The following is a 23678-nucleotide window of genomic DNA, read 5'->3' as shown; positions in this document are numbered from 1 at the left end:
GCGGCACTTCTCCCTGCCTGGTCATGGCTCACAGCCAATTCAACGGTGTCGACACTATCTCAACGCCCCACCCGTTCCGGTGGGGATGTCCCGCTTCCTGTCGACAGGGACCAACAATTAATGGAGGAATCATGAAGCGAGTCCGTACGAGCGCCGCGGGACCCAGCAGACGAGCCGTGGTCGGCGGAGCCGCACTGGCCGCGTTCGCGACGACCGGTGTCACGCAGGGGACGGCCTCCGCGGCCTCGGCCGGGGAGTCGTCCCAGCCGTGGGAGCCCGTGCCCGTCCCCGCCCAGGTGCCGGTCACCGAGTACCAGGTGCCGGTCTCCGGGGGCGGGAGTCTGTGGTGCTGGGACACCGGCGGCGACGGGGAGGCCGTCGTCCTGCTCCATCCGGGCTCGGGCAGCGGGGAGAGCTGGCCGTACCAGCAGCCGGTGCTGGCCGCGGCCGGCTTCCGGGTGATCGGCTACTCGCGGCGCGGGGCGTACAACTCGGTCGCGGGCACCAGGGCGGAGGCCGACACCGCCTCGGGCGACCTGAACACCCTCGCCGACCGGCTGGGCCTGGACCGCTTCCATCTGTCCGGGTCGGCGGCGGGCGGTCCGGTGGCGGTCGACTACGCCCTCTCGCAGGAGGACCGGCTGCGCAGCCTCACCGTCTCGGGCAGCATCATGGGCATCCAGGACACGGAGTACCAGGAGCTGACCTCGGCGCTCCAGCCCGATCCGTTCGGTGACATGCCCGTGGACTTCAAGGAGTTGGGCCCCTCCTACCGGGGCGGCGACCCGGACGGGGTGGCGGCCTGGCTGGAGATCCACGAACGGGCCCGCACCGCCGACGCCTTCGCCCAGTCCCTCGCCCGCACGATCACCTGGTCGGCCCTGGAGACGCTCACCCTGCCCGTCCAACTCGTCACCGGGGACGCCGACCTGTACAGCCCGCCCTCGGTGATGCGCCTCAACGCCGGGCACCTCGCGGACGTGGAGACCCATGTCGTCCGCGAGGCCGGCCACAACCCGCACTGGGAACAGCCCACCGCCTGGAACCGCCTCCTGATCCACTTCCTCGGGCGGCACAGCGGCTAGACGTCCAGGGCGACCAGGAAACGGGACACCATGTTGTACGCGGCCACGGTCGCCGTCAGTTCGATCAGCTCCGCGTCGGTGAAGTCGGCGCGGAGGGCGTCGAACAGTTCCTCGGGGACGTGGATGTCGCGGGTCATCGCGTCGGTGTAGGCGATGACCCGCGACATCCGGGCGTCGGCTTCGGGCTTCTCCCGGGTGAGCTCGGTCAGTTCGGCGTCGCCGAGACCGGCCCGCCGCGCCTCGGGTTCGTGCGCGGTCCATTCGTACGGGGCGCTGTTGAGGACGGCGATCCTGAGGATCACCGACTCCCGTACGTCCGCCGGCAGTTCCAGGCGAGCCCGGATGGCACCCAGGAGGCTGTTCCAGCCGTCGGCGAGCTGCGGGCTGTGCAACAGCATCCGGTCGAGCGGGCGCAGAGCGCCGCCCCGGCGGTCGCGGATGCGGGCGGCGATCTCGCCGGTGCCCTCGGTGTCGGGGAGTCGTGCCATGCGGGGTCCTTTCACAGGGGGCGGGCGCAGCGAGACAACAACCGCATCGCCTCGGGGCGTTCGACGGTCCCGAGGGCCACGGGCTCGCCGAGGACCATGACTTCCTCACCGGTGAAAGCAGGCCAGGCCGGCAGCCCGCCCCCGTTGGGGTCGGCCGTCTCGACGAACCGGGCCCAGGCGTCCGCCATGGTGCGGGCCAGTTCGCGGTCGGCTTCGGTCCACGGCCAGGAGCGGCGGTCCAGGTTGTCGAGGACGTAGGGGAGTTCGGCGGTGTGGTGGACGCCGTAGTCCGGCAGTCCGTCCCGTGGGGGTGCCAGGTCCAGGTCCTCGGGCAGCGGGGGCCTTCGGGTGAAGCGGTACAGCCAGGTCGGCGCCGTCTCCCGGTGGGCCGTGGCCCACTGCCAGACGGGGTGGGTGAAGCGGCTCTCGCCCGTGAACCGCCGCGCCGTGAGCCGGGCCTGAGTCGCGTCCCGTACGGGGTACACCTCGTCGGTGCCCGGTTCCACCGGCAGCCGGCGCAGCACGTCCAGGGTCGCGTACACGGACCCCTCGTCGGTGTTGGTGCCGACGAGCAGGGGCACCGGGTGCTGCCGTCCGGCCGCGAAGACGCGGTCGCTGGGCTCGGTGAGGACCCGGCCGTCGACGACGGGCCCGAAGTGGCCCCGCAGCACGAGTTCCACCCCGTCCAGCCGCCGCAGTCCCGCGAGGTCCCGGTCGCCGAACGCCTCCGCCCAGCGCAGCCCCTGCTTCTGTGCCGAGGCCTGGTCGACGAGGGGTCCCTCGGCGCGGCCGATGCCCGAGGCGCTCTGCCCGAGGGCCGCGCGGAACAGGGGCCGGGCCGCCGGTGACGCCATGAGGTGGCAGATGTGGGCGGCTCCGGCGGAGTTGCCCGCGAGGGTCACCCGGTCCGGGTCGCCGCCGAAGGCCGCGATGTTCTCCCGTACCCAGGTCAGGGCGGCGACGATGTCGAGCAGCCCGTAGTTGCCGGACGCGCCCAGGTCGTCCTCGGCGGCCAGTTCGGGGTGGGCGAGGAAGCCGAGGGCGCCGAGCCGGTGGTTCAGGGTCACGAAGACCAGACCGCGGCCGGCCATCGCGGCACCGTCGTGGATCTCCTGGCCGCCGTGGCCGTAGCGGTTGCCGCCGCCGTGGATCCAGACCATCACCGGCAGTCCGGCGCCGGGCGCCGGGTCGGGGGTCCAGACGTTGAGGTAGAGGCAGTCCTCGCTCATCACCAGCGCCCGCCGGTCGGCGAAGTTGGTGTGGTACATGATCGAGTCGCGTGGGGGCTGCGGCTGGAGGGGGGCGGGTCCGAAGTCGTACGCCCGTCGCTCGCCGTCCCAGCGGGCGGCGGGCCGGGGTGGCCGCCAGCGCAGTTCGCCGACGGGCGGCTCGGCGAAGGGGACGCCCCGGAAGACGGCGACACCGCGCTCCCACTCCCCCGCCAGCCGCCCGCCGCCCGTCCGGGTCCGGATCACGCGGGCGCCTTGTGCAGCGTGCCGTCCTTCATGATCGCCGTCAGCCGGTCGCGGTCCTGGAGGAGGGCGATCTCCTCCAGCGGATCGCCGTCGACGAGGACGAGGTCGGCGAGGAACCCCGGCCGGATCAGGCCGAGTTCGTCCTCCAGGCCCATGATCTGTCCGCCGTACCGGGTGGCGGCGCGCAGGGCCTCGGCCGGGGTGAAGCCGAACCAGTCGACGAACAGCTCCAGGTCGCGCAGGTTGCGGCCGACGGGGTTCCAGGCGAAGCCGTAGTCGCCGCCGGGGACGACCCGTACGCCCCGCCGGACGAGCTCCGGCACCACCTCGCGCACGGCCGCCGCCGTCGCCTCGACCTCCATGCCCGGCTCGGGTTCGCTGCCGGCCTCGTGGAGGTTGGCGTGGATGATGCCGGGGGTGGGGGCGACGAAGATCCGGTCGCGGGCGGCTTCGAGGAGGTCGAGGGCCTCCTCGTCGGCGAAGGTGCAGTGGTAGACGGCCCGGATGCCGTGCCGTACGGCCATCTTGACCGACTCGGCGGCGTGGGCGTGGGCGGTGAGCCAGACGCCGTGCTTGCGGGCGGTGCCGGCCGCGGCGGCGACCTCCTCGTCCGTGAACTGCACGATCCGTGAGGTGCCCTGGACGACCGCGCTCTCCCCGGACAGGGACAACTTGACGATGTCGACGCCGAGTTCGGCCATGTCGGTGACGAAGCGGGACACCGACTCCGGGTCGGAGGCCCGTCCGTCGACGCCCGGGAAGTCGTAGACGCCGGGCTCGACCATGCCCGCGGTGCCCTCCCAGGACGCGGCCTTCAGGCGCGGGCCGGGCATCCAGCCCTCGGCGAAGGCCTTGCGGGCGGCGGTCTCGGTGCGGGGCAGCCGGTTCCCGCCGGAGTAGGCGCTGGTGATGCCGTGGTCCAGGAGGACGCGTCCGGCGTGTGCGACGAGCAGCGCCTTCTCCTCGTCGGGCTCGTCACGGCGGCGGGAGAGGTGCTCGACGGTGGAGCCGAAGCCCAGGTGGGCGTGGGCGTCGACGAGCCCCGGCAGCAGGGTGCCGCCGCCTCCGTCGATCACCCGGGCGTCGGTCCGCAGGTCGCGCGGGATCCGGTCGGCGACCTCGGTGATCCGGCCGTGCTCCACGAAAACCTGGGCCACAAAGGGGTCGCTGCCGGTGCCGTCGAAGACCTGGACGTCGGTGAACAGGGTGCGTGTCATGGCGTCGCCCTCCGGAAACGGTGCCGCATCTCGCCGACTCCCCCGATACGGCTGACCAGTTCGTCGTCGGGGGTCAGGAACCGCTGGGGTGTGCGCCGATTGCCGACGCCCGCCGGGGTGCCGGTGAAGATCAGGTCTCCGGGCAGGAGCGTGCAGAACTCGCTGAGGTGGGAGACCAGTCGGGGAATCGGGAAGATCATGTTGCCGGTGCGGTCGCGCTGGACGGTCTCCCCGTTGAGTTCGCAGGTCAGCTCGAGGTCGTCGCGGTCGGGGAGCTCGTCGAGGCTGACCAGGGCGGGGCCGATCGGGCCGAAGCCCGGATGCGACTTGGCGAGCGAGAACTGGGCGGGGTGGCCCGCGAGTTGGGCGATGCGCTCGGAGAGGTCCTGCCCGACGGTGAGCGCCACGACCGGCTCCCAGCCCTTCTCCACCGGCACCCGGCGGGCCTCACGGCCGATGACCGCCACCAGCTCCAGCTCCCAGTCGACGTGCCCGGGCGGCAGTTCGACGGTGGTGTACGGGCCGGTGAGGCAGGTCGGGAACTTGGTGAAGACGAGGGGAACCTCGGGCTCCGCGTAACCCGCCTCGGCCGTGTGGGGGCGGTAGTTGAGGGCGACGGCGAAGATCTGCCGCGGGGCGGGGACGGGGGCTTCGAGCTCTGACTCGTCGTAGGGGCGCCCCCCTGTGGCGTCCCTGGACCAGTCGAGCAGCTCGTCCCAGCGGTCGAAGATCCGCCCCTCGAAGTCCGACGGGACGTCGACGGCCCCCTCCGCGGTCAGCGCGACTGTCCTGCCCGCGAGTTGTGCGATGCGCATCCGGCGATCACACCCACTGTTCCGCGGGCGGCTCGTCCGTGCCGTACGCGTCCCGCCAGGAGACCACCCGGTTGCGCAGCACGCCGAGGCCCTCGATCTCGGCCTCGACCACGTCCCCGGGCTTGAGGTAGTTGGCGAACGGGTCCTCGGTGCTCGCGGCCACCCCGGCGATGGTGCCGGTGGTGATGAGGTCGCCGGCGCTGTAGGTCTGCGGGGAGTGGTAGGCGACCAGCTGCGGGATCGACACCGACATCCGGGCGGTGTTGGACTTCTGCCGGACGTCTCCGTTGACCCGCAGCTCCATGTCGAGGTCGTGCGGGTCGTCGATCTCGTCGGCGGTGACGATGTACGGGCCGATCGGGCAGAAGGTCTCGATGGCCTTGGAGAAGGAGAAGACGCCCGACTCCATCTCCTTGCGCTGGACGTCACGGGCGGTGATGTCGTTGAAGACCAGGTACCCGGCGATGTGCTCGGCGGCCTGTTCGGCGGAGAAGAAGCGGCCCGGTTTGCCGATGACGACGGCGAGTTCGAGTTCGTAGTCGAGCTCCCGGGTGAGGTTCGCCGGGTAGACGATCGGCTCGTCCGGGCCGATGATCGCGTCGACGTTCTGGAAGAACACGATGCCCTTGTTGACGGGGTGGGACCAGTCGACGCGGACCAGGTCCTCGTGGTGCTCACGGAAGTTGCCGGCCGTGTGGAAGAACTTCCTGGGCACGATCGGCGCCCGCAGTCGCACGCTGTCGAGCGCGCACGTGCGCCCCGTCTCGCGGACCCGGCCCTCCCATGCGAAGAACTCCCGGGTGGAGGGCACCTCCAGCTCCACGACGGTGTCCCCGTCGAGCCGGCCCACCAGCCCCGCCTCCGGTCCCGCGTCGAATGTCACCAGCTTCATCAGACCTCCCTAACTGTCGACACTCAGCCTGCCGATCACGTCGTTGACCGTCAAGAGGCGCGCGAAGTGTGGACACAAAACCCTGGCGTGGCTTACGGTCCGGGCATGCGGACAACGTGGGACTTCGCGGGTACCCGCGCCCTGATCGCCGGAGCCGGCGGGATCGGCGCGACGGTGGCCCGGGCACTGGCCGAGGCGTACGCGGACGTGGTCGTCCTCGACGTGGACAAGGACCGGCTCGACGAAACGGCCCAGGACGGTGTCACCGGCATCGCGGCCGACCTCACCTCGGCCGGCGCCTGCCGTGCCGCGGTCGACGAGGCGGTCCAACTCCTCGGCGGCCTCGACGTGTTCGTCCACGCCGTGGGCGTCAACGACCGCAGACCCGTGCTTCAGACACCCGACGAGGTGTGGGAGCGGCTGCTCGCCGTCAACCTCAACAGCGCCTTCTGGCTGGGCCGCGCGGCCGGCGCGGTCATGGTGCCGCGCGGCTACGGGCGGATCGTCTACCTCTCCTCCGTCTCCGGCCTGCTCGCCCACCGGGACCACGCGCCGTACGCGGCCACCAAGGGCGGGGTGAACCAACTGATGCGGGTGATGGCCCGCGAATGGGCGGCCGACGGGGTCACCGTCAACGCCGTGGCCCCCGGCTACACCGAGACCGACCTCACCCGCGGCTACCTCGCCCGCCCCGGCGTCCGTGACTCCCTGGAGGCGCTGGTGCCCGCCGGGCGCCTCGGCCGCCCCGAGGACCTCACCGGGCCGGTGCTCTTCCTGGCCTCCGCCGAGTCCGGATTCGTCACCGGGCAGGTGCTGTACGCCGACGGCGGGCGAACCCTCGTATGAACTCCCCCACGCTTCACCAGACTTCATGAACGGAGAGACCGTATGAACCCCGTCCCCGAACGGTTCGCCGGCAAGACCGTCCTCGTCACCGGCGCGGGTACCGGATTCGGCGCCGAGATCGCCGTACGGGCCGCCCAGGAGGGTGCCGACGTCGCCGTCCACTACCGCGGTTCGCGCGCGGGCGCGGAGGCGACGGCCGAGCGGGTCACGGCCCTCGGCCGCAAGGCGATCCTCGTGCAGGCCGACATCGCCGAGCACGACCGGATCAGGCGGCTCGCCGACGAGGTGTGGGCGCACTTCGGGCGCCTCGACGTGGCGATCAACAACGTCGGTGACGTGGCCCGCGAGCAGATGTCCTGGCGGGACATCACCGAGGAGTCCATCGACCACGTCCTCGCCGTCGACGTCAAGGGAACACTGCTGTGCACCCATGAGTTCGGGGCGCGGATGCTGGAGCAGGAGGGGGGCGGCGCGATCGTCAACGTCGGCTCCACGGTCGTCGTCCGCGGGAGCGCGCGGGCACCGCAGTACGCGGCCGCCAAGTACGGCATCATCGGCCTCACCAAGTCGTACGCGCACGCCTTCGCGCCGGCGGTACGGGTGAACGTGTTCGCGCCGGGGTTCATCGAGACGGCGGCCACGCTGGGGCGTGAGGACTGGAAGGGCGGGCGGGGGGATGCGCTGCGGGCGGCGACGCCCATGGGGCGGATCCCCGGACCCGAGGAGCTCGCGGGGGCGGCGCTGTTCCTGGCGACCGAGGACGCGCACCACATCACGGGTGGGTTCCTGGTCGCGGACGGGGGCTACAACATGATCGGCGCGTAGCGCTCCGCGGGGGGCGCGTATTCGGCTGCGGGTCCGACGTGGCTGGTCGCGCCCGCGCGGCGGTAGCCGCATATCGATTACAGCCCCGCGCCCCTGGGGGGTGGCTTCGCCCCCCTCGCAAACGCCGGCCCCCGGGATCTGGTTCGCATCCCCGGGGGCCGGTTCTTTTTGTGGTTACGCCACCGTCAGGGTGAGGGCGCCCGTGTACGTGGTGCCCGCCTTGAGGGTCGTGGTGGTGCCGTCGACCGTCAGGGTGACCGTCTTGCCGGACGGGGCGGTCACGGTGGCGTCCGAGGCCAGGGTGAGGGCGCTCAGATACGACGTGCCGGTGACCGTCCAGGTGGAGCCGGCGCCCAGGGTGACGAGGACGCCGTTGTTGACGACCGCGCTCGGGGTGTTGGTGACCTCGCTGATCTCGCGGTACTCGGCCGAGGTGATGGTGGAGACGCTGTGCTTGGCCGTGCTCGCGGAGATGACGCCCTCGACGGTCGAGCCCGTGAAGGACAGGGTCAGGTTCTGGCCCTGGAGGCTCGCGTTGCCACCGCCCCGGACCGAGTTGTAGAAGTCGCCCGTCAGCTCGATGTCCGTGAAGATGGCCTTCGCGTCGGTGGACTGGCTGCTGGTGGTGACCCAGCTCGACGACTTGGTCGGCGATCCGGTCGGCTCGGTGTACGTGCCGATCGTCTCGGTCTTCCAGGCCTTTCCGGACACCGAGACACTGCTCGGGCGGTCGGTGTCCATGAGCTGGAAGATGACGCCGTTGCCGGCGTTGATGGTGGCGCCCTCGGAGCCGTCCACGGTGACCGAGCCGGCGACCGCCTTGCACATGAAGGTGGTCTCACCGGTGTTGACCTCGGTGCCACCGTCGATGGTGACGGACCCGGCCGCGTACCACAGGACCATGAAGCGGCCGGCGTTCACGACGGTCGACTTCTCGTCCAGGGCACTCAACTCGGCGCTGGTGAGCCCGATTTCGAGGGAGTCGTTGAGGTCGGCGACGGCGTCCGCGGTGCTGTCGCCGTAGTGGGCCGACGCGCCCCAGTGGATGAGGGCGTAGTCGCCGACGTCGAAGGTGCAGCCCAGGAAGTGCTCGGTCACGTTGCCGATGGCGTACGAACCGTAGCCCTGGCCGCCGGTGTTGGCGATGGTGCTGTTGATGGCGGTGAGCGTGCAGTAGCTGCCTCCGTCGACGGAGAGCACGCCCCATTTCTCCGAGGAGATCGTGGAGTTGACGTACGAGGCGCGGGTGCTCGCGCCGAGCAGGTTGGTGGTGCGGACGTTGCCGGACAGGCCCAGCATCCACGGCACGGTGATCATGTAGCGGGTGTCGCCGGTGCCCGCCGTCGGGTACTCGTCGGGGACGGTGCCGTCGGCGCAGTGCAGGGTGGAGTTCTTGACGATCACGTTGGCCGTGGCGTCGGCGATGACCGCGGTGCGGACCACGCCGACGTTGCTGATGGTGGCGCCGTCCAGGACGAGGGTGGTGCCCTCGCCCGTTCCCACGACCGAGGCGCCGTAGCCGATGAAGTCGCAGCGGCCGTTCCCGTCGAAGGCGATCTTCGGGTTGGTGAGGGTGTAGCTGCCGCCGCCGGTGACGTAGACGCCGTTGAACGCCTCGCCGTTGGACAGCAGTTGGATGTTGGAGGCCCCGGTGTCGGTGATGGTGCCGCCCCGTACGTTGGAGGGGACCGACTTGGCCTCGTCGACCCCGTCGGCGTCGACGTAGATCGCCTGGCGGAAGGGGAAGGTGAGGTCGTCGTAGGCGAGGTCGTTGGCCTCGGCGACCGTCAGGACGATCGTGCCGCGGTAGGTGCCGGCGGCGATGGCGGTGGCCGCTCCGCCGTAGCCGTCGGTGAGTTCGGCCAGGTCGCTGCCGGTCTCCACGCCGTTCACGGTGAGGCTCAGGCTGTAGCCGTCGGGGACGGTGATGACGCCGCCCTCCGCGATGGTCAGGACACTGGCGGTGGTGGTCTCGGTCAGCTCCAGGGTCTCGCCGGAGGCCACGGTGATCCGCTTGCCGGCCTTCGTCGTCGCCGCGTGGGCGACGGCCGGGGCGGTGAGGGTGGGCGCGAAGGCGGCGGCCACCGCCACGAGCAGGGCGCGGGGACGGCTCCGGTAGCTGAGCTCGGGGCCTTGCCTGCCGGTGGTGTGTGTCACGGTGAACTCCCTTGTTCTCGGTGTCGGTCGGGGGTGTCGGGGCGCAGGGGAGGGTGGTCGTCCGAGGGAACGGACTGTTTTCGGGCATGCCGGACCGACGCGTGGCGTCGGCCGGTGGAGGGGGGTGGGTCTGGGTGGGGGAACGCGCGGTGGGTCAGACCGCGCGGGGCGCCAGCTCGATCTCGCCCCGGATCAACGCCAGGACGCGGGTGCGCAGTTCGGCGAAGCGGGGGTCGGAGCGGGTGGTGAGCTGGTCGCGGTCGGTGCCGAGGGGGATGGTGAGCGTGTCGAGCACGGCCGTCGGCCTGCCGCCGAGGACGACGACCCGGTCGCCGAGGTAGACGGCCTCGTCGATGTCGTGCGTGACGACGACCACGGTGATGCCGAGCCGGCGGCGCAGTTCCAGGGTGAGGTCCTCCAGCTCGAACCGGGACTGGGCGTCGACCGACCCGAACGGCTCGTCCATGAGGAGCACGGGGGCGTCGTACGCCAGCCCGCGCGCGATGGCGACACGCTGCTGCATACCGCCGGAGAGCTGCCAGGGGTACTTGTCGCCGACGCCGGCGAGGCCGACGGCTTCCAGACACTCCAGCGCCCGCTGTTTGCGTACGGCCTTCTTCACGCCCCGGCCCTGGAGCGGGAAGGCGACGTTGTCCCAGACGCGCAGCCAGGGCAGCAGGGAGCCGCGGTAGTCCTGGGAGACCACGGCGATGTCGGCGTGCGGCTCGGTCAGCGGCTGGTCGCCGTACCGGACCCGCCCCGACGTGGGCTTGGTCAGTCCGGCCAGGCAGCGCAGCAGGGTCGTCTTGCCCGCGCCGGACGGGCCGACCAGGCACACCGACTCGCCGGGGTCCACGCGCAGGGACAGTGCGTCGAGGACCCGGTGCTGCTGCGGTCCCTGGCCGAAGCACATGCCGAGGTCCTCGACGTGCAGGCTCGATCCGCGTGTCATACGACGACTCCGTTGCTCTTGACGCTGTCGGTGCTGTCGGTGGCCCCGGCCGGGACGGGGCGCGGGGAGCGCACCCGGGGGGCGCGCTGGTGGTACCAGCCCAGGAGGCGGTGCTCGACCAGCAGGAGCAGCACGCTCAGGGCGTAGCCGAGGACGCCGATCAGGATGGTTCCGGCCCAGGTCTCGGCGACGTGGAAGCTGGATCCGCTCTGCAGGATGAAGTTGCCGAGGCCGATGGGCGATCCGTAGATCTCGCTGACGACCATGAGGACGACGGCGACGGACAGGGCGACCCGGATGCCCGCGAGGATCTGCGGGAGCGCGCCGGGGAGGATGACGCGGCGCAGCCGGAGCGGCCAGGGGATGCGGTAGCCGCGGGCGGTCTCGTGGACGGCCGGGCCGATGGCCTGAACGCCGCTGACCGTGTTGAGCAGGATCGGCCACACCGAGCCGAGGAAGATCAGGAAGATCTTCGGTCCGGAGCCGATGCCCAGGGTGAGGATGATGACGGGCACGAACCCGACGGTGGGGGTGGCGCGGGCGAAGTCGAGGAGCGGGCCGGTGGCCAGCCGCAGGGTGCGGATCTCGCCGATGACGAGTCCGGCGCCCACCCCGACGACGGTGGCGAGGGCGAGGCCGCTCAGGATGTTGCGGAGGCTGAACAGCAGGTCCGAGAAGAGGTCGCCGTGGACCAGCTCCCGCCACAGCGCGGCGAGGACCTCGGTGAGGGGCGGGAAGTAGAAGCTGGTGCTGCCCGCGGTCGACACCAGCAGGACGACGAACACCAGGGCGGGCAGCCAGAGTTGACGCAGGACCGGTTTCCAGGGCACGCGGCTCACTCCTCTCCCGCCCGGGCGGGCGGACGCCAGCGCAGCAGCCGGTGCTCGGCGAACTGCGCGAGCAGCGTGATCGTGTACCCGATGGCCCCGGCGGTGAGGATGTAGGCGTAGGCCCGCGCGGAGGCGCCCGCCTGCTGCGATTCCATGATCATGTGGCCGATGCCGGGGAGGGTGGTGAGCACCTCGACGCCGATGGCGACGAGGACGGACGTGGTGGCTGCCAGCCGCAGCCCCGTCATGATCGACGGGACCGCGGCCGGCAGGACCACCCGGCGCAGCCGCAGCAGCCTCGGGATGCGGTATCCGCGCACGGTCTCGTGGACGGCCTGGCTCACACTGCGCGCACCGTACTGGGCCTGGAGCAGCACCGGGAAGACGCAGGCGATGAAGACGACGGTGGCCTTCATTCCGGGGGTCGAGCCGAGGACCAGCAGGAACACCGGGAGCAGGGCGATCACCGGGAAGGACCGGAGGATCTCCAGGAGCAGCCGGGAGGACTCCTCGGCGGCCGCGTACACGCCGGTGAGCAGGCCGACCGGGATGCCCACGGCGATCGCCACGAGCAGCCCGGTGACCGCGCCGCGCAGGGTCTCCCCCACCGCCTGCCAGAAACCGCCGCTGCCGACGAGGTCCCCGAAGGCGACGGCCACGGAGCGCGGCCCCGGGAGCGCGGTCGCGCTGACCACGCCGATCGCGGTGATCAGTGCCCACAGCGTCAGCACGGCGACGAGCGCGGCCAGTTGGAGCAGACGGACCTTGAGCACCGCTACTCCCCGGCCGAGGTCGGGGCCTGGTCCCAGTAGAGGGCGTCGTCCTTGGGCTCCTTGTCGAGCAGGTCGAACTCGTGCATCTTCGTGATCACCGTGCGCATCACGGTGGTGTTGAGATTCTTGTCGTAGTAGTTGGTGTCGTGGGCGTCGATGAAGTCGGCGGGTACCTGGGTGTACTTCTTGTCGATCGCCTTGACGGCGTCGGGGTGCGCGTTGGCGTAGTCGATGGCCTTGGCGACGGCGTCGATGAACTTCTTGGCGGTGTCCGCGTTCTTGGCCAGGTACTCCTGGCTGGAGAACAGCAGGCCCTGGACCATGCCGGGGACGTCGTTCATGCCGTTGCCGATGGAACGCAGCCCGCTGTCCTTGCCGGCGAAGTAGAAGGGGCCGAAGGAGAAGATCGCGTCGGTCTTGCCGGAGGTGGCGGCGTCGGTGAGCGAAGTCGTCGGCAGGGCGACGAACTTGACCTTCGACGGGTCGCCGCCGGCTTTCTGCACGAGGTACTCGCAGATGAACTGGATGGTGCCGCCGAGCGCGGAGACGCCGACGGTCCTGCCCTCCAGGTCCGCGAACGACTCGATCTCGCTGCCCTTCTTCACCAGCAGTCCGTCGGTGGGGTCCGTCTTCGCCGTCGCGGACTGCAGCCCGGTCACGATCCGTATGGGCATGTCCTGGGCGGCGCCCTTGAGGAAGCCGGAGCTGTCCGTCATCGCGAACTGCGCCTCGCCGTTGAGGACGGACGGCGCGTTCTGCGAGGTGTCCTGGGCGCCGGCCTTGATCGTGACGTCGAGGCCGGCGGACTTGAAGTAGCCCTGCTGCTCGGCGATGTAGAGCGGCTCGAAGATGGCGCCGTTGGAGCGCAGGACGGTGACCTTGGCCTTGCCGTCGGCGGTGGTCGCCGTGGCGGAGTCGCCCCCGCAGGCGGTGAGGGTGAGGGATCCGGTGACGGCCAGCGCGGACAGGACGATCAGGGTGCGACGCCGCGGGGTTCTCGAGGTGTCCATGAAACGGCTCTCCTTGGTTACTCACGTGCGAACCAGTACGAGTTCAGGTCGACTGGTGCGAGCAGTTACGTCCGCGCGTGTCCCGCGGCGGCGTAGGCGGTGGTGGATTCCCCGGGGGTCATGTAGGTGCGGAAGCGGCCCTCGGGGTCGTACACGGCCCGGATCTCCTCCAGGCGCGCGGCGTTGGCGGGGCTGAGCCCGTGGTCGAAGCGGTCGGCGAGGTTGTTGTCGGAGAACTGCAGCCCCGCGGACAGGTGCTGGAGTTCGGCGAGCCGGCCGTGCGCCCAGCGCTCGTGGGCGAGGTCCTCGGCCGGGTCGGTCCAGCCCGCGTTGGGCGAGAGGTACAGCTTGGCCTGGCTGGACCAGCAGGCGTCCGGGCGCTCGGGGTATCCGCCCCAGAGCATCCACAGGACGTGGCTCGTGGTGTCGGGGATGGTGTCGAACAGCGGCCGGGACGCCTCCAGGACCTTCTCGACCGGTTCGTCGGTCCAGATCCCGTCGAGGGCCCAGCGCATGCCCGGCGGGGTGAGCCGGTCGGCGTGCTCGTACAGCGCCGCGACAGTGGTCTCCCGCGCGACCAGCGCCCGGATCGCCCGGTCCCGGAAGGGCGCGTCCTCCAGCGGGGCGAGGATGCGTTCGTCGCCCTCGCAGAAGGCGGTGGCGGTGACGGACACCGTCTGCCGGTCCTCACCCGGCGTGCTGTGCTTTTCTGGGGGCAAGCCCCCAGACCCCCACCCCACCTTCACCGAGAACTCCACGGCGGGTGACAGGAGTTCCAGAGTGTCGTAGGCCCACGCCAGTACCTCGTCGCGCAGCTCCAGCGGGTAGCTGTGCACGGTCCGCAGGAGCGGGCGGGGCAGGTCGTGCAGGGCGAGGTGGAAGCGGGTGACGACGCCGAAGAAGCCGGGGCCGCTGCCCCGGGCCGCCCACAGCAGGTCGGGGTGGGTGGCGTCGGTGGCGTGCACCAGGGTGCCGTCGGCGAGAACGACGTCGATCGCCTCGATGCTCATGCAGGCGGGGCCGAGGCGGCGCGAGTTCCAGCCGTATCCGCCGCCCAGGAGGAAACCGCCGAGGCCGACGGTGGGCGCGTGCCCGGTGGGGAAGAACAACCCGTGTGGAGCGAGCTGTTCGAGCAGGGCGGGGCCCTTGACCGCGGGCTGGACCGCGGCGGTGCGGGTGGCGGGGTCGACGGTGACGTCCCGCAGCCGGGAGAGGTCGAGCAGCATGCCGCCGTCCCGGACTCCGTTGCCCACCCAGCTGTGCCCGCCGGAGCGGATGCCGATGGTGAGGCCCTCGCTGCGGGCCAGTCGTACGGCGGCCACCACGTCCTGCTCACTGTCGGCGAGCACGATGACCTCGGGGTACCGGTCGGGCTTGCGTTCGTTCCAGACGGCGTCGAGCCGGGCCTGTTCGTACGCGGCGTCGTCGCGCCTGAGCAGGCGGTCGGGGGGCAGCACAGCCATGGCGGTCCTCCTCTCACGGGGTTCGAGTCGGGACACTACTGTCGACACTTTGGGCCTTCAAGGGCGGGAACAAGGGAAAAACCTGTGGGTTTCTGCCGACACTAGTGAACGCTCTGGTGAACGGCCGGAAAGTCGAAGAGCTCCGCCGGGTTGTCCACCAACAGCCGCCTGAGATGGGCCGGGTCCGGGGCCATGTGCTCGAGGAGGTCGACGAGCAGACCGTCGTCGGGGGCGTCACCGGTGATGTTGACGTGCGGATAGTCGGTCCCCCACACGACCCGCTCCGGCGCGTACGCCACCAGGGAGGCGGCCAGCGCCACGGCGTCGGCATACGGCGGCCCCTGCCGGGAGACCCGGTCGACGCCGCTGACCTTCACCCACACGTTCCCGCTGTCGAGCAGGGCGCGCAGGCTGCGCAAGGCCGGACTGTCGGGTCCGGCCGCGAGGTCGACCCGTCCGATGTGGTCGACGACCACCCGGCCCGGGAGGGCCCGTACGAGGTCTTCGAGGACGGCGATCTCCTCGCCGCGGACATGGAGTTGGGCGGCCCAGCCGAGTCCGTCGACGCGTTCCAGTACGGCGTCGATCTCGTCGCGGGTGGGCGGGGTGCGCAGATGGGGCAGGAAGTTGAGCCGGAAGCCGCGTACGCCGGCCCGGTGCAGTTCCTCGATCTCGGCCCGGGTGCTCGTCTCGCCGATCAGGGCCACACCGCGCAGCCGTCCCCCACCCGATCTCAGGGCGTCCAGCAGGACGGAGTGGTCGTACCCGTGGCAGGAGGACTGCACGACCACGGCCCGGTCCAGTCCCAAGTGGGCGTGCAGGGCACGGAGTTGTCCCTTGGGTGCGTCCAGGGGCGTGAAGGTGCGGTCCGGGGCGTAGGGGAAGAGGTCGGCGGGCCCGAGGATGTGGCAGTGGGCGTCACAGCTGTCCCGCGGAAGCGCCAGGGACGGGGTACGCGGGGCGGGATGCGGGGGCGGGCAGCCGGGGGAGGGAACCAAGGCGGGCTCGTGGACGGCGGGTTCAGTCACAGCGGGCCGTCATTCCGCCGTCGACGACGATCTCCGTGCCGGTGACGAAGCGGGCCTCGTCGGAGGCGAGGAAGAGCGCCGCGTACGCCGTGTCCCTGCCGTCGCCCATGAAGCCGAGCGGGATCCGGGCCTGCCGCTGGGCCAGCAGCTTTTCCACGTCACCGCCCGCACGCTGATGAGCGAGCCGGGCCTCCACCATCGGGGTGTGCAACTGGCCGGGCACGACGGTGTTCACCCGGATGTTGTCGGGCGCGTACTCCACGGCGGTGACCCGGGACAGCTGGATGACCGCCGCCTTGGCCGCCGCGTACCCCACCTGCGCGGCGCCGGTCCAGCGCAGCCCGGACGCCGAGGCGGTGTTGACGATGGCGCCCCGGCCGCCGCGCCGCATGACGGGTACGGCGTACTTGCAGGCGAGGAAGGCGCTGGTGAGATTGGTGCGCAGCTGGCTCTCCCAGTCCTCCAGGCTGAGCTCCACCGCGCCGCCGGGCCGGGAGCCGCCGACGTTGTTGACAAGGATGTCGATGCGGCCCGTCAGGCGCTCGCACTGCGCGAAGCAGTCCTGGACGGCGTCGGGTTCGGTGACGTCCAGGACCGCGGTGTGCGCGATGCCGCCCTCGTCGCGGATCTGCCGCGCGGTCACCTCCAGGGACTCCTTGTCCCGGTCGGTCAGGAACACGGTGGCGCCCTCGCGGGCGAAGATCACCGCGGTGGCTCGGCCGTTGCCCCAGCCGGGGCCGACGCTGCCGGCGCCGCCGATGACGGCGATCCGGCCCGCGAGGCGGCCGGGCCGTGGGCCGGGCAGTTCGCCGGACGATTCTTGGGTCACGGGGTCTCCTTCACTCGCTCGAATGGCTAAACTGTCGACAGTTCTAGCCAAGTGTCGACAGGAAGTAAACATCCAGGGCCTCGATGCGAAGGGATTGCCAATAGTGTCGACAGGTGGCTTCTATGACGAGGACAGGAACCCTGAAGGAGGCACATGGACAAGCCGCCCGTGTTCACGCCCGAGGAGATCGCCCGCTTCCGCGCGGAGCTCGCGGCACGCCGCGCGCCCGGCGCGCACGAGCCCGGCCGCTGGTCGGTGAGCCCGCTCAACCGCCGTACGGACGTGGTGGGTTCACTGCCCCCGTCGGTGCGGCTGCGGGACGCGACCCTGCGCTCGGTGGAGACCCTGCCGGGCGTCGTCGCGACGGCCGGGGCGAAGGAGGGGTTCCTGCGCAGGCTCGTGGACAGCGGAGTGCCCGAGGTCGTCACGGCGGGGCTCGGCGGCCGGACCGACGCGGCGCTCAAGGGCGAGGTGGAGCTGGTCAAGGGCGAGAACCCGGAGTGCCGGGTGGTGTGCCCGCTGATGCGTTCCACGCAGGACGTCGACCGCGCGGCCGCGGCCGGTTACGACGCCGTACAGGTGTGGGTGCAGGCGTTCGGCGAGGCGTCGCTGCTCTACCAGGCGCCGGCGTACGGCCGGGCCTGGCGCGGCGAGGAGTGGCGCACCGACGACACGCCGCGCGACCGGGCGGCCGTACTGGCCCGCGCCGCGCGGCTCGTCTCGTACGCCCGTGCACGCGGCCTCGACGTGATCGTGCCGCTGCTGATGGTGTCGTACGCGACCGAGGAGAGCCACGAGGAGTCGGTCACCGCGCTGGCCGCCGCCGGCGCGAGCGAACTCACCCTCTTCGACGGGCCGGGCGCGATGAGCCCCGAGGCGTACGCGCACCTGGTCCGGCTCACCCGCGCCCTCGCCCCCGCCGTCGAGGTCGGCCTCCACCCGCACAACACCTTCGGTCTGGCGGTCGGCTGCGCGGTCGCCGCCGTCCGCGCGGGCGCCACGAGCGTCGAGCTGTCGGTCAACGGCTACTGCGGCGGACCCGGCAACGCCGACCTCGCGGCGACCGCCCTCGCCTTCGAAGCCCTGTACGGGGTGCGCACCGGCATCAGGACCGACCGTCTGACCGAACTCGCCCGGGCGGGCGAGGAGCTGACGGGCTATCACACCGCCTGGAACCACCCCGTCACCGGCAGCCACGCCTTCTGCTGGGGCGGCCTGGACTTCATCACGCAGGAGACGGAGGTCGACCCCCTCCTCCACAACTGCCTGGAGCCCACCCTGGTCGGCAACGCCCGCCGGGTCCCCTTCACCCCCGACAGCGGCCCCTACACCCTGGCCGACAAGCTGGCGGCGCAGGGCCTCCGACTCGGCCGCGCCCAGGTGGACGACGTCCTCGAGCGGGCCCGGAAGCTGATGGCACGCGAGGGCCGGCTGCTCACGGACGACGAACTGGCGGCGCTCGCCGAGGAGGTGCGGTGAGCCCGCGGCTGCGACTGCTCGCTCCCGCCGAACTCGACGCGGAGCAGCGGCGGTTGTACGAGGACATCACCGGCGGTCCGCGCGCCGCGGGTCCGCAGCACTTCGCCCTCACCGACGACGAGGGGCGTCTGCTGGGGCCGTTCAACGCCATGCTGCTGAGTCCCGCGGTCGGCCGGTCGCTCCAGGAGCTGGGGGCCGCCATCCGCTACCGGACCCGGCTCACCGCGCGGATGCGCGAGATCGCGATCCTCGTCGTGGCCCAGGTCTGGGACAGCGCCTTCGAACGCCACGCGCACGAACGCGTCGGCGCCGCGGCGGGTTTGACCGAGGCCGAGCTGCTCGCGCTTCGTTCGGGCGGGGATCCCGGGCTGTCCGACCCTGCCGAGCGGGCCGCCTGGACCTTCACCCGCGCCCTGACCGGCCGGTCCGGCACCCTCGACGAACAGGAGTACACCGCCGCCCGCACCGCCCTGGACGAACGCACGCTCTTCGAACTGTCGACACTTGTCGGCTACTACGGCACGCTGGCCCTCCAACTCCGCGTCTTCGCGGTCCCGGCTCCGGCTCCCCGGGCCGGTGCGACGCCAGGTGACAATGGCGCCATGTTCGATCATCACGAGGCCGTCGCCTTCCGCCGACTGGACCAGGACCCTTCCGCCGAGGCCGGACTGTCCGCGCTGCTGGCCGCCTACCATCTGCGGACGGAGGCCGAGAAGGGCAGTCCGGTCGCCGACGTCGAAGCGCTGCCGGAGCGCTACCGGGCGGAGATCCTGGACCCGCGGGCCGCGTTCCTCGACGACGTCGTCCTGGTGGCCCTCAGCGGCGACACCGCCGCGGGCTGTCTGGTGGTGACCGCCCCCGTCGACGGGCGCTCCGAGGTCAAGCGGCTCTGGACGGACCCGGCCTTCCGGGGCCGGGGCATCGCCTCCGGCCTGTTGACCGCCGCGCTCGCGCAGGCCGGGGAGAGCGGCGTGGAGGCCGTGCGGCTGTCGGTCTGGGAGTGGCGCACGGGGGCCGTCTCCCTGTACGAACGCCTCGGCTTCACCGTCACCGAGTCCTGGGACGCACGCGAGGGGCTGGTGTGCATGGAGCGCCCGGTGTGAGGAGTGGGCGCGTCGGTGGCCACCTTGCCACCCTCCCGCCACCCTCCTAGCCTGACTTTGTGCCGCAAATAAACAAACCCCGAACGCACAGTGTCGTGCCGGGCACCTCCCTCACCCGTCTCCGGATCGCCATCACCGTCTTCTTCGCCCTGGACGGCTTCGTCTTCGCCGGCTGGGTCGTGCGCATCCCCGCCATCAAGGAGCAGACCGACGCCACCGCCGGCACCCTCGGGCTGGCCCTCCTCGGCGTCTCCGCCGGAGCGGTCGTCACCATGATCCTGACCGGACGTCTCTGCCGCCGCTACGGCAGCCACCCGGTCACGGTCGCCTGTGCCGTCCTGCTGTCCCTCAGCGTCACGCTGCCCCCGCTCACCCACTCCGCCCTCACGCTCGGCGCCGTGCTCTTCGTGTTCGGCAGTGCGTACGGCGGGATCAACGTCGCCTTCAACAGCGCCGCCGTCGACCTGGTCACGGCGCTGCGCCGGCCGATCATGCCCACCTTCCACGCGGCCTTCAGCCTGGGCGGCATGGTCGGCGCCGGGCTCGGCGCGCTGGTCGCCGGGTCCCTGTCCCCCACCCGCCATCTGCTCGGCCTCGGGATCGTCGGCCTGCTCGTGACCGCCGTCGCGGGACCGGCCCTGCTGCGACAGGCGCCACCCGCCCCGGCGGGAACGGCGACGCCCTCCTCGGAGACGGCCCCCCGCCGTCTCGACCCCCGCACCCGCCGCCTGGTCCTCGTCTTCGGCCTCATCGCCCTGTGCACGGCCTACGGCGAAGGGGCCCTCGCCGACTGGGGCGCGCTGCATCTGCAGGAGGACCTGGGCTCCTCCGCCGGCGCCGCGGCCATCGGCTACTCCTGTTTCGCGCTCGCGATGACCGTAGGCCGGCTGACCGGAACCACCCTGCTCGAACGGCTCGGCCGCACCCGTACGGTGGTGGCCGGAGGCACGGTCGCGGCGGCCGGGATGCTGCTCGGCTCGCTCGCCCCGGCCCTGTGGGCGGCGCTGCTCGGCTATCTGGTCACGGGGCTCGGCCTGGCCAACCTCTTCCCGGTGGCCGTCGAACGCGCGGGCAGGCTCGCCGGGCCCGGCGGAGTCGCCATCGCCTCCACCCTGGGCTACGGAGGCATGCTCCTCGGGCCGCCCGCCATCGGCTTCATGGCCGAGTGGTTCTCCCTGCCCGCCGCCCTGACCAGCGTGGCCGTCCTGGCCGGGCTGGCCGCACTGATCGGCCTCGGCACACGACGAGCGACCTGAGCGCGACGAAACACCGAGCTCGGACCGCGCTCCATCCGGCAGACTCAGCCCCATGGACACAGCCGAGTTCATCCACATCCTCGACCGGGAGGGCCGGTCGCTGGCCGACGCGGCAGCCGGGGCCGGGCCCGACGCCAAGGTGCCGACCTGCCCGGACTGGCAGGTCAGGGACCTGCTGCGGCACACGGGCATGGTGCACCGCTGGGCGAGGTCGTTCGTGGCCGAGGCCCGCGCCGCCTACCACCCGGTCGACGGCGAACCGGACCTCGACGGCCCGGAGCTGCTGGAGTGGTTCCGCGAGGGGCACCGCCGGCTCGTCGACACCCTCGCCGCGACGCCGCCCGACGTGGCGTGCTGGCACTTCCTGCCCGCTCCGTCACCGCTGGCGTTCTGGGCGAGGCGGCAGGCGCACGAGACGGCCGTGCACCGCGTGGACGCCGAGTCGGCCCTGGGCCGCACCCCGCGGGAGAGCGCCGGGAGCCTTCCCGTCGCCTTCGCCGCCGACGGCATCGACGAGCTGCTGAGCGGCTTCCACGCCCGCGCCAAGAGCCGGGTGCGCACCGACGAGCCCCGGGTGCTGCGGGTACGGGCGACGGACCTGACGGAGGACGCCGTGTGGACCGTACGGCTGTCCCCCGAGCCGCCCGTGACGGAGCGGACGGGTGACGGGGACGCCGACTGCGAGATCGCCGGCCCGGCGGCGCGGCTCTACCTGGCGTTGTGGAACCGGCTGCCGTTCCCCGCCGTCACCGGGGACGCGGCGCTCGCGGACCTGTGGCGGGAGAGGTCCGCCGTCAGCTGACGCCGGCGTCCGGCCGGGCCAGCATCCGGGTCAGCACCGCGCGCTGCACCGGCAGTACGTCGCCGTGCAGCGCGCGTCCCTTGCCCGTCAGCGCGACCCGGACGCCCCTGCGGTCCTCGGCGCACAGGCCGCGCTCGACGAGGCCGTCCTTCTCCAGCCGGGCGATCAGCCGGGACAGCGCGCTCTGGCTGAGGTGGACGCGCTCGGCGATCTCCTGGACGCGGTAGCTGCACGTGCCGTCCGCCGGAACCGATTCGGCAAGCACGTCCAGCACCTCGAAGTCACTGCCGCACAGCCCGTGCTGATGCAGCGCGCGGTCGAGTTCGCACTGGGTGCGGGCATGCAGCGCCAGCATGTCCCGCCACTGCTCGGCCAGCGCCTGCTCGGTTCTCTCGGCCTCGCCCTTCTTCGCCGCCATGGCCCGCACCGTAGCAGAGAAACGGCTTTGTTGCATCGGAATTAAATGCGTTTGCATTCGATGCATGCGCATGTACTGTCTTCGCCATGACCTCTCCGCTCACCTCACCCGTGTCCGGCGTGCCCGAGGGACGCTGGACCTCCCGGCTGTGGGGCACCCTGCTGGTGCTGTGCGCCGCGATGTTCCTGGACGCGCTCGACGTGTCGATGGTCGGCGTGGCCCTGCCGTCCATCGGCTCCGACCTGGATCTGTCGACGTCGACACTGCAATGGATCGTCAGCGGTTACATCCTCGGCTACGGCGGACTGCTGCTCCTCGGCGGCCGCACCGCCGACCTGCTGGGCCGCCGCCAGGTCTTCCTGGTCGCCCTCGGTGTCTTCGCGGTCGCCTCGCTGCTCGGCGGACTCGTCGACTCGGGCCCGCTGCTGATCGCCAGCCGTTTCATCAAGGGCCTCAGCGCGGCCTTCACCGCCCCGGCCGGGCTGTCGATCATCACGACCACGTTCCCCGAGGGCCCGCTGCGCAACCGCGCCCTGTCCATCTACACCACCTGCGCCGCCACCGGCTTCTCCATGGGCCTGGTCCTCTCCGGCCTGCTCACGGAGGCCAGTTGGCGCCTGACCATGCTGCTGCCCGCGCCGATCGCCCTGATCGCGCTGGTCGCGGGCCTGAGGCTGCTGCCGCGCAGCGAACGCGAGAAGGACCACAACGGCTACGACGTCCCCGGCGCCGTCCTCGGCACCGCGTCGATGCTGCTGCTGGTGTTCACGGTCGTCCAGGCACCGGAGGTCGGCTGGGCGTCCGCGCGCACCCTGCTGTCCTTCCTCGCGGTCGCCGCCCTGCTGACGGTGTTCGTCCTGGTGGAGCGGCGCTCCCCCGGCCCCCTGATCCGCCTCGGCGTACTGCGCTCCGGCAGCCAGGTCCGCGCCCAGCTCGGCGCGATGGCCTTCTTCGGGTCGTACGTCGGCTTCCAGTTCCTGGCCACGCTCTACATGCAGTCGCTGCTCGGCTGGTCGGCGCTGCACACGGCCCTCGCCTTCCTGCCTGCGGGTGCGCTGGTGGCGGTGTCCTCGACCAAGGTCGGCGCGATCGTGGACCGGTTCGGCACGCCCCGGCTGATCGCGGCCGGCTTCGCCCTCATGGCCGCGGGGTACGCCCTTTTCCTGCGCGTCGACCTCGACCCGGTGTACGCCGCCGTGATCCTGCCGTCGATGCTGCTGATCGGCGCGGCCTGCGCGCTGGTCTTCCCCTCGCTCAACATCCAGGCCACCAACGGCGTGGCGGACCACGAGCAGGGCATGGTCTCCGGTCTGCTCAACACCTCGGTCCAGGTGGGCGGCGCGATCTTCCTCGCCGTGGTCACGGCGGTGGTGACCGCGGGCGCCCCGGCCGACCCCACCCCCCAGGCCGTCCTGGACAGCTACCGGCCCGGCCTCGCGGTCGTCACGGCGATCGCCGCAGCGGGCCTCCTCATCACCCTGACCGGCCTGCGCACCCGACGCGACGGGGGCTCGGTCGTGGTCGCAAGGTCCACCACGAAGGAGGCGGACGCGGAGCGCGTGGCGGTCCGCGGCCAGGGCCTGTCCGGCGGATCAAGTCGGAGGAAATCGACTGAGCCTCATCAGCGCACCTGAGCGGGGCCTGACGCGTCCAGGTGCAAGGCGGAGGAGGGAGTCGAGGCGATGGGGGTCCCCCCGCTCGAGCGAAGCCGAGAGTGGGGGAGTCGGCGACCGACGACAACGCGGCAGATGGGCGTGTCAGGCCCCGCGTCTCCGGCATGATCCGCCGGACAGGCCCTAGGTCGGTCCGCAAAGTCCCTCCCCCAGAGGGGGTGCCCCCAGCCCCGCGGTGTCCGGTGCGTGCTCTCGGCGTGCCGGGCGGGCACCCGCGTACTGGTTGTACTCGGGTGTTCGCCCGGTGCGGCGGTGGGGGTAC

At 71.7% G+C, this 23678-nt stretch carries 22 protein-coding genes and 1 pseudogene; 9 read left to right on the top strand and 14 right to left on the bottom strand.

Annotated elements, in window-relative coordinates; genetic code table 11:
- Nucleotides 1-131: 131 nt before the first annotated feature.
- Nucleotides 132-1085 carry an alpha/beta fold hydrolase gene (locus tag ACIRF9_RS34850; RefSeq protein ID WP_403830503.1) on the top strand — a complete coding sequence of 318 codons (954 nt, stop codon included), beginning with the start codon at nt 132-134 and terminating at the stop codon, nt 1083-1085.
- On the opposite strand, the gene ACIRF9_RS34845 is transcribed toward ACIRF9_RS34850, so the two are convergent.
- Genes ACIRF9_RS34845 through ACIRF9_RS34825 form a run of 5 tightly spaced genes read right to left on the bottom strand, consistent with a single transcriptional unit; the run spans nt 1082 to nt 5972 of the window.
- A complete protein-coding gene (locus ACIRF9_RS34845) occupies nt 1082-1573 on the bottom strand; it encodes a carboxymuconolactone decarboxylase family protein (RefSeq protein WP_403830500.1) in 492 nt (163 codons plus the stop codon). The genes ACIRF9_RS34850 and ACIRF9_RS34845 overlap by 4 nt on opposite strands.
- Nucleotides 1574-1584: 11 nt before the next feature.
- Entirely contained in the window at nt 1585-3048 is a 1464-nt protein-coding gene (locus ACIRF9_RS34840; RefSeq protein WP_403830497.1) for a carboxylesterase/lipase family protein, read from the bottom strand.
- Nucleotides 3045-4265, bottom strand: coding sequence for an amidohydrolase family protein (locus ACIRF9_RS34835; RefSeq protein WP_403830495.1), 1221 nt, complete (start codon nt 4263-4265; stop codon nt 3045-3047). The genes ACIRF9_RS34840 and ACIRF9_RS34835 overlap by 4 nt, the downstream gene beginning before the upstream one ends.
- Complete coding sequence (locus tag ACIRF9_RS34830) at nt 4262-5080, bottom strand: fumarylacetoacetate hydrolase family protein (RefSeq protein WP_403830493.1); 819 nt, start codon at nt 5078-5080, stop codon at nt 4262-4264. Before ACIRF9_RS34830 ends, ACIRF9_RS34835 begins: the two co-directional genes overlap by 4 nt.
- 7 nt (nt 5081-5087) lie before the next feature.
- Entirely contained in the window at nt 5088-5972 is an 885-nt protein-coding gene (locus ACIRF9_RS34825) for a fumarylacetoacetate hydrolase family protein (RefSeq protein ID WP_403830491.1), read from the bottom strand.
- A gap of 105 nt (nt 5973-6077) precedes the next feature.
- Here ACIRF9_RS34825 and ACIRF9_RS34820 point away from each other — a divergent pair, with 105 nt between their 5' ends.
- The gene (locus ACIRF9_RS34820; protein WP_403830488.1) at nt 6078-6818 is read left to right on the top strand and encodes an SDR family NAD(P)-dependent oxidoreductase; all 741 of its coding nucleotides are present in this window, start codon (nt 6078-6080) and stop codon (nt 6816-6818) included.
- Nucleotides 6819-6860: 42 nt separating this feature from the next.
- Nucleotides 6861-7643 (top strand): SDR family NAD(P)-dependent oxidoreductase, encoded by a 783-nt coding sequence (locus ACIRF9_RS34815; RefSeq protein WP_403830485.1) that lies wholly within the window; start codon nt 6861-6863, stop codon nt 7641-7643.
- A gap of 174 nt (nt 7644-7817) precedes the next feature.
- On the opposite strand, the gene ACIRF9_RS34810 is transcribed toward ACIRF9_RS34815, so the two are convergent.
- The 8 genes from ACIRF9_RS34810 to ACIRF9_RS34775 all read right to left on the bottom strand — a co-directional run bounded on the left by ACIRF9_RS34810 (nt 7818) and on the right by ACIRF9_RS34775 (nt 16685).
- Nucleotides 7818-9800, bottom strand: a complete 1983-nt coding sequence (locus ACIRF9_RS34810) for a hypothetical protein (protein WP_403830482.1) — start codon at nt 9798-9800, stop codon at nt 7818-7820.
- A 154-nt stretch (nt 9801-9954) separates the two neighbouring features.
- Nucleotides 9955-10752 carry an ABC transporter ATP-binding protein gene (locus ACIRF9_RS34805; RefSeq protein WP_403830480.1) on the bottom strand — a complete coding sequence of 266 codons (798 nt, stop codon included), beginning with the start codon at nt 10750-10752 and terminating at the stop codon, nt 9955-9957.
- Entirely contained in the window at nt 10749-11582 is an 834-nt protein-coding gene (locus tag ACIRF9_RS34800) for an ABC transporter permease (protein WP_403830476.1), read from the bottom strand. The genes ACIRF9_RS34805 and ACIRF9_RS34800 overlap by 4 nt, the downstream gene beginning before the upstream one ends.
- Before the next feature lie 5 nt (nt 11583-11587).
- Nucleotides 11588-12355: an ABC transporter permease gene (locus ACIRF9_RS34795; RefSeq protein WP_403830474.1), complete on the bottom strand. Its 768-nt coding sequence runs from the start codon at nt 12353-12355 to the stop codon at nt 11588-11590.
- A 2-nt stretch (nt 12356-12357) separates the two neighbouring features.
- Nucleotides 12358-13365: an ABC transporter substrate-binding protein gene (locus tag ACIRF9_RS34790; protein WP_403830470.1), complete on the bottom strand. Its 1008-nt coding sequence runs from the start codon at nt 13363-13365 to the stop codon at nt 12358-12360.
- A 65-nt stretch (nt 13366-13430) separates the two neighbouring features.
- The gene (locus ACIRF9_RS34785) at nt 13431-14828 is read right to left on the bottom strand and encodes an FAD-binding oxidoreductase (RefSeq protein ID WP_403830468.1); all 1398 of its coding nucleotides are present in this window, start codon (nt 14826-14828) and stop codon (nt 13431-13433) included.
- A gap of 101 nt (nt 14829-14929) precedes the next feature.
- A complete protein-coding gene (locus ACIRF9_RS34780; protein ID WP_403830465.1) occupies nt 14930-15856 on the bottom strand; it encodes an amidohydrolase family protein in 927 nt (308 codons plus the stop codon).
- Nucleotides 15849-16685 carry an SDR family NAD(P)-dependent oxidoreductase gene (locus ACIRF9_RS34775; RefSeq protein WP_403830462.1) on the bottom strand — a complete coding sequence of 279 codons (837 nt, stop codon included), beginning with the start codon at nt 16683-16685 and terminating at the stop codon, nt 15849-15851. The genes ACIRF9_RS34780 and ACIRF9_RS34775 overlap by 8 nt, the downstream gene beginning before the upstream one ends.
- Nucleotides 16686-16838: 153 nt before the next feature.
- On the opposite strand from ACIRF9_RS34775, the gene ACIRF9_RS34770 reads away from it, so the two are divergent.
- The 5 genes and pseudogenes from ACIRF9_RS34770 (at nt 16839) to ACIRF9_RS34750 (ending at nt 21325) form a co-directional block, all read left to right on the top strand.
- On the top strand, nt 16839-18164 hold the full coding sequence (locus ACIRF9_RS34770; RefSeq protein ID WP_403830460.1) for a hypothetical protein: 1326 nt from the start codon (nt 16839-16841) through the stop codon (nt 18162-18164).
- Nucleotides 18165-18313: 149 nt separating this feature from the next.
- Nucleotides 18314-18562 (top strand): annotated as a pseudogene (locus ACIRF9_RS34765) (carboxymuconolactone decarboxylase family protein); the annotation flags it as partial.
- Between the two features lie 204 nt (nt 18563-18766).
- Complete coding sequence (locus tag ACIRF9_RS34760; RefSeq protein WP_403830910.1) at nt 18767-19267, top strand: GNAT family N-acetyltransferase; 501 nt, start codon at nt 18767-18769, stop codon at nt 19265-19267.
- A gap of 95 nt (nt 19268-19362) precedes the next feature.
- Nucleotides 19363-20523 carry an MFS transporter gene (locus ACIRF9_RS34755; protein WP_403830458.1) on the top strand — a complete coding sequence of 387 codons (1161 nt, stop codon included), beginning with the start codon at nt 19363-19365 and terminating at the stop codon, nt 20521-20523.
- A 52-nt stretch (nt 20524-20575) separates the two neighbouring features.
- Nucleotides 20576-21325, top strand: a complete 750-nt coding sequence (locus ACIRF9_RS34750) for a maleylpyruvate isomerase family mycothiol-dependent enzyme (RefSeq protein WP_403830456.1) — start codon at nt 20576-20578, stop codon at nt 21323-21325.
- Here ACIRF9_RS34750 and ACIRF9_RS34745 read toward each other — a convergent pair.
- Complete coding sequence (locus ACIRF9_RS34745; RefSeq protein ID WP_403830454.1) at nt 21318-21743, bottom strand: MarR family winged helix-turn-helix transcriptional regulator; 426 nt, start codon at nt 21741-21743, stop codon at nt 21318-21320. The genes ACIRF9_RS34750 and ACIRF9_RS34745 overlap by 8 nt on opposite strands.
- 86 nt (nt 21744-21829) lie before the next feature.
- Here ACIRF9_RS34745 and ACIRF9_RS34740 point away from each other — a divergent pair, with 86 nt between their 5' ends.
- Nucleotides 21830-23377 carry an MFS transporter gene (locus ACIRF9_RS34740; RefSeq protein ID WP_403830450.1) on the top strand — a complete coding sequence of 516 codons (1548 nt, stop codon included), beginning with the start codon at nt 21830-21832 and terminating at the stop codon, nt 23375-23377.
- Nucleotides 23378-23678: the final 301 nt, after the last annotated feature.

Source organism: Streptomyces sp. NPDC096132, assembly GCF_044763345.1.
Lineage (GTDB): Bacteria > Actinomycetota > Actinomycetes > Streptomycetales > Streptomycetaceae > Streptomyces.
Note: the sequence above shows the minus strand (reverse complement) of the source record. Positions and strands in the feature narration are given on the sequence as shown.

Bases quoted from the DNA above. Each gene is read 5' to 3' on its own strand.
- ACIRF9_RS34850 (WP_403830503.1), top strand. From the start codon at position 132: ATGAAGCGAGTCCGTACGAGCGCCGCGGGACCCAGCAGACGAGCCGTG.
- ACIRF9_RS34845 (WP_403830500.1), bottom strand. From the start codon at position 1,573: ATGGCACGACTCCCCGACACCGAGGGCACCGGCGAGATCGCCGCCCGC.
- ACIRF9_RS34835 (WP_403830495.1), bottom strand. From the start codon at position 4,265: ATGACACGCACCCTGTTCACCGACGTCCAGGTCTTCGACGGCACCGGC.
- ACIRF9_RS34830 (WP_403830493.1), bottom strand. From the start codon at position 5,080: ATGCGCATCGCACAACTCGCGGGCAGGACAGTCGCGCTGACCGCGGAG.
- ACIRF9_RS34825 (WP_403830491.1), bottom strand. From the start codon at position 5,972: ATGAAGCTGGTGACATTCGACGCGGGACCGGAGGCGGGGCTGGTGGGC.
- ACIRF9_RS34820 (WP_403830488.1), top strand. From the start codon at position 6,078: ATGCGGACAACGTGGGACTTCGCGGGTACCCGCGCCCTGATCGCCGGA.
- ACIRF9_RS34815 (WP_403830485.1), top strand. From the start codon at position 6,861: ATGAACCCCGTCCCCGAACGGTTCGCCGGCAAGACCGTCCTCGTCACC.
- ACIRF9_RS34805 (WP_403830480.1), bottom strand. From the start codon at position 10,752: ATGACACGCGGATCGAGCCTGCACGTCGAGGACCTCGGCATGTGCTTC.
- ACIRF9_RS34790 (WP_403830470.1), bottom strand. From the start codon at position 13,365: ATGGACACCTCGAGAACCCCGCGGCGTCGCACCCTGATCGTCCTGTCC.
- ACIRF9_RS34785 (WP_403830468.1), bottom strand. From the start codon at position 14,828: ATGGCTGTGCTGCCCCCCGACCGCCTGCTCAGGCGCGACGACGCCGCG.
- ACIRF9_RS34770 (WP_403830460.1), top strand. From the start codon at position 16,839: ATGGACAAGCCGCCCGTGTTCACGCCCGAGGAGATCGCCCGCTTCCGC.
- ACIRF9_RS34760 (WP_403830910.1), top strand. From the start codon at position 18,767: ATGTTCGATCATCACGAGGCCGTCGCCTTCCGCCGACTGGACCAGGAC.
- ACIRF9_RS34750 (WP_403830456.1), top strand. From the start codon at position 20,576: ATGGACACAGCCGAGTTCATCCACATCCTCGACCGGGAGGGCCGGTCG.
- ACIRF9_RS34745 (WP_403830454.1), bottom strand. From the start codon at position 21,743: ATGGCGGCGAAGAAGGGCGAGGCCGAGAGAACCGAGCAGGCGCTGGCC.
- ACIRF9_RS34740 (WP_403830450.1), top strand. From the start codon at position 21,830: ATGACCTCTCCGCTCACCTCACCCGTGTCCGGCGTGCCCGAGGGACGC.